The organism is Caldisericum sp. (assembly GCA_022759145.1).
Lineage (GTDB): Bacteria > Caldisericota > Caldisericia > Caldisericales > Caldisericaceae > Caldisericum.
The window spans coordinates 1-4,348 of the sequence record JAEMPV010000159.1; the positions used below are offsets into that span (position 1 = coordinate 1).

Annotated in this window: 4 protein-coding genes; all 4 read left to right on the forward strand. The window is 33.7% G+C overall.

Features of this window, described 5'->3' with window-relative positions; translation table 11 throughout:
* On the forward strand, window positions 1-164 hold a 164-nt coding region (locus JHC30_08340; GenBank protein MCI4464149.1), incomplete at its 5' end, for a sigma-70 family RNA polymerase sigma factor.
* 230 nt (window positions 165-394) lie between these two features.
* Entirely contained in the window at window positions 395-2,368 is a 1,974-nt protein-coding gene (locus tag JHC30_08345; GenBank protein MCI4464150.1) for an N-6 DNA methylase, read from the forward strand.
* A gap of 39 nt (window positions 2,369-2,407) precedes the next feature.
* Window positions 2,408-3,895, forward strand: coding sequence for a restriction endonuclease subunit S (locus JHC30_08350; protein ID MCI4464151.1), 1,488 nt, complete (start codon window positions 2,408-2,410; stop codon window positions 3,893-3,895).
* Window positions 3,892-4,348, forward strand: a 457-nt coding sequence (locus tag JHC30_08355; protein MCI4464152.1) for a hypothetical protein, incomplete at its 3' end; no start/stop codon positions are given. The genes JHC30_08350 and JHC30_08355, both read left to right, overlap by 4 nt.

A 4,348-nucleotide genomic window follows, 5' to 3' on the forward strand; every position in this document is an offset into this window, starting at 1 on the left:
TTCCAAAAGAGGACTACGAAATCCTATACGAATTATACTTCAAGAATACTTCAATTCATAAGTTAGCAAGTAAACTTGGTATCACACGCCCAGCAGTGAGATACCGAAGGAACAGGGCATTGGAGAGACTAAGAAAAATAATCTTAAAACAAGCAAAAAATTAACGGAATAATTCACTGAAAGAACCGTAAGTTACAAAAGAGTAAAGTTTTGAAATATTTGGCAAGAGAATATAATAAAAAAAGGAGATCTCTGCATGAAAAAAGTTAAGATTAATTTCCATAGAAACCAAAGAAGTGCAAAGTTTTAATCTGAACAAATTGAGAGAAATGGTTATCCTTGCATCGAAAAAATTTAAAAATCTGAATATAATCTCATTAAGGAGGTAGTAAAGATGAACGATAGAACAAAAACAAAAAATATCATTAATAAGGTAATTCCCAGTGCTGAAACTGAAATTCCTCTTTTAAGTTCCCACTTGCCCAAGTTAGATGTATATGAAAAATCCCAAGGCGAATGGTATATCAAAAGTCACGATGCAGATGGAAAAGAAAAGTTAGTACTCGATGAGAATAAAAACCAAAAAAGGCCAGAAGAGATAGTTAGACAACTTTTCTTATTTGAACTAACAGATAACTATGGATATCCGATTGATAAGATAAAAGTTGAAGAATCAGTAAGCTTTGGCCGAGAAAAGAAAAGGGCAGATATTGTCGTATATCAGGAAGACGGAATCACCCCTTGGATAATCGTCGAAGTAAAAGAGCCAAACGAAAGATTAAACATACCACAGCTTAAAAGTTATCTCAATGCCGAAGGCTCACCTATAGGTGTTGCAATTAACGGAAAAGAAATAACTATTCTTTACAGGCCATACCCAAAAGAGTTTGAGGATAACCTACCAGACATACCTACATATCCTGAGTACTCAGAAGTTAAAAATTCAGCAAACCCTGCAATAGATGTTTCAGAAATAGTGTTAAGCAGAAACTGGACTCTTGAAAAACTCAAAGAAGTAAATAAGCAAAAGAAAAGGCCATTGAGAGACATAATTGAGACTTTAGAGGAACTTGTACTTGCAAATTCTGGAGTTGATAGCTTTAACGAAATCTTTAAACTTATTTATGCTAAGCTTTATGATGAATATGAAGCACCGAATAGGAATGGCCATCAATTAAAGTTTAGGAAATATAAAGACCCTAAAGTAACCTATAAAGAGATTTCAGACCTTTTTAATGGTGCAAAAAACGAATGGAAAGGTATTTTTGAAAAGACAGAAGAAATTAAATTAAAACCAGACCATCTAAATATATGCGTAGGCGAAATGCAGGAGATGGAATTATTTGGTGCTGACTTGAGAATTATTGACGAGGCATTCGAAGATTTGGTGCCAGAAGTTTCAAAAACCAAGAAAGGACAGTTTTTTACTCCAAGAGTTATTATAGATGCGGCGGTAAAGATGTTAAATCCAAACAGAAAGGAATATGTTATCGACACTGCATGTGGTAGCGCAGGATTCTTAGTTCACACGATGCAGTATGTATGGAAAAAATACCATATGAAAGATAAAGATGTTAAGGCAGCCTATGCTGGAAGGTACCTTTGGGGGATAGATTTTGAGGAAAAGGCAACAAAAATTGCAAGAGCTCTTATGTTAATTGCTGGTGACGGTAAGGCGCATATTTACCAAGAAAACTCCCTTGAATTTACAAAGTGGAATGAAGGTTTAAAAGCAGATTTAAAAAAAGAAGAGTTAGTATATGATGAAAGTTTTAAAGAATTGAATTTCGACATCCTTTTAACAAATCCACCATTTGCAGGGGAGATAAAGGAAAACTGGTTAAAGGAACTTTATAGAGATATACTTCCCGAGAACAAAATAAAAACAGATTCTTCAGTAGATAGACATATACTCTTTATAGAAAGAGCTTTGGATATGGTTAAGCCAGGCGGAAGATTAGCAATTGTTTTGCCTCAAGGCGTTTTCAATAACACTAACGATAAATATATTAGAGAATTTATTATGAGAAAGGCAAGAATCCTTGCAGTAGTTGGCTTGCACGGCAATTCTTTTAAACCTCACACAGGAACCAAAACCTCATTGTTGTTTTTGAGGAAATGGAAAGACGATGAGTCGTTTAAAGAAGATTATCCTATTTTCTTTGCAGTCTCAAAGATACCGATGAAAGATAATTCAGGTAACTATGTTTTTGTTAAAGACGAAAATGGCAATATGGCTTTTGACGAAGAAGGAAACCCAGTTTATCAAACAGATTTATTTGACATTGCAGATGCTTTTATCAAATGGGGAAGAGAACAACTAAATAAAGGCGATAAAGATTTTGATTTCTTGGAAGATGTGGTATGACATTAACTAATGGATATTTGAGCGATAAAGAGGTTAGATATGATAACTGCAACCTATAAAGGAAAAAGATACGAGGTTGAGTATTCGGTTGTTAATGTCTCAGAGTTAGAGGGGGCACTGAGGCTTGATGCTGAGTATTATGAACCATACTTTCTAAGATACGAAGCATTAGTTAGAAGAAAACAATATTGCAAAATAGGAGACTTTGTCAATAAAGTACAATATGGTTTATCGTTAGCTATAAATGAAGACGGTGTGGGTTACAAAATTCTTAAAATGGATGACATCATAGGAATTTTGGCAGATGATTCAAATTGCAAATATATTGACATAGATGAAAAAACTTTCGAAATGTATCGTCTCAAAAAAGGTGACATCTTGTTTAATCGCGTTAATTCAGAAGAATTCGTAGGAAGAACTGGAATTTACCTACTAGATGGACTTCATACTTTTGCATCATACCTTATACGCATGAAAGCAAAAGAGTACTTTACTAATTTTTATATAGCAGTCTATCTCAATACAGAATATGGCAGAGTCTCGCTTAAAAGGGTAATGAGAAGGGCAGTAAACCAGGCAAACATTAATGCAGAAGAAATTAAATCTCTGACAATTCCAATTCTTTCTGACACTTTCCAAAAACAAATTCAAAATCTTGTATTGCAATCTTATGATGAAAAAGAAAAGTCAGTAAGTCTTTATAAAAAAGCCGAAGACACTTTATTAGAAGAACTTGACTTGAAAGATTGGAAGCCAAAAACCAAAAAGATTTTTGTTGGTGGAAAAGAATATGAAGAGGAAGAAAACATATCAATAAGAAATCTTTCAGAAGTTTTAAAAGCAGATAGAATGGATGCCGAATATTGGGAACCAAAGTATGAGGAAATAATTACAAAATTAAATGGAAAAATCGAGTTAAAGCCGTTAAAAAAATTTATTTTAAGTATTCAAAAGGGCGTAGAAGTTGGAAGCGACAACTATGTAGAAGAGGGTAAGCCTTTTATTCGTGTAAGTAATTTATCGATAAATGGATTTATGAATAATGACCAAAAATACATAAACGATGAAATATATAATCAACTCAAAGCAACCTATGAACCAGAAGTAGGAGATTTGCTTTTGACGAAGGATGCAACCCCAGGTATAGCATATGTACTAAAAGACTCCATTAAGGGTATAATTTCAAGTGGAATTTTAAAATTAAAAATCAACGAAAATGAAATAGAAAAAGAGTATCTTGCCTTATGCATAAATTCACTTTTCGGTAAAATGCAAGTAGAAAGAGATGGCGGAGGATCTGTCATAACGCATTGGAAACCCGAGCAAATTAAGAATTTGCAAATTCCTCTTCTTCCCCTCCCAATCCAGCAAAAAATTGCCTCATTAGTTCAGCAATCGCACGAAGTAAGAAAGAAATCAAAGGAATTATTAGAAATAGCAAAACGAGCGGTTGAAATTGCCATTGAAGAGAACGAAAATAAAGCAATGAAGCATATTTCAACTAACAATAACAGCAAGGAGGAATGATGAGTGTTTTACACTTCATCAAGCAAATTGCTGAAAGTGTGAAGCCAGCAATTGAAATTGCAGCAATTATTATAGGAGGAGTTTGGAGCTATCTACTTTTCATAAAAAATAGACAGTCCCAACCTAAAGCTAAAATTTCACATTTAATTTATTCTGAAAGGTTAAATGACAAAAAGATGTTGTTGCGAGTAGAACTTAAAATATCCAATATTGGAAATGTATTACTACAAATTCAGAGCTGTAAAACTTGGATTCAAAGAGTAACACCTCTTTATGAAGATCAACTTAAGCTGATACAAGATGGTAATAGCTTGGTTGACGAAGGAAAGCATGAGGCTGATTGGGGATTGATTGACGGAGTAGAGATTCTTTACAAAGAAAATAAGGCAGCCGTAAAAAAATCAGATATAAAAACAGTTGTTGAAAACTTTGTTCCACAGATTGAGCCAGGGG

What these genes read in the sequence shown, in the direction of transcription:
- JHC30_08345 (MCI4464150.1), top strand. Translation starts at nt 395, where the DNA reads ATGAACGATAGAACAAAAACAAAAAATATCATTAATAAGGTAATTCCC.
- JHC30_08350 (MCI4464151.1), top strand. Translation starts at nt 2,408, where the DNA reads ATGATAACTGCAACCTATAAAGGAAAAAGATACGAGGTTGAGTATTCG.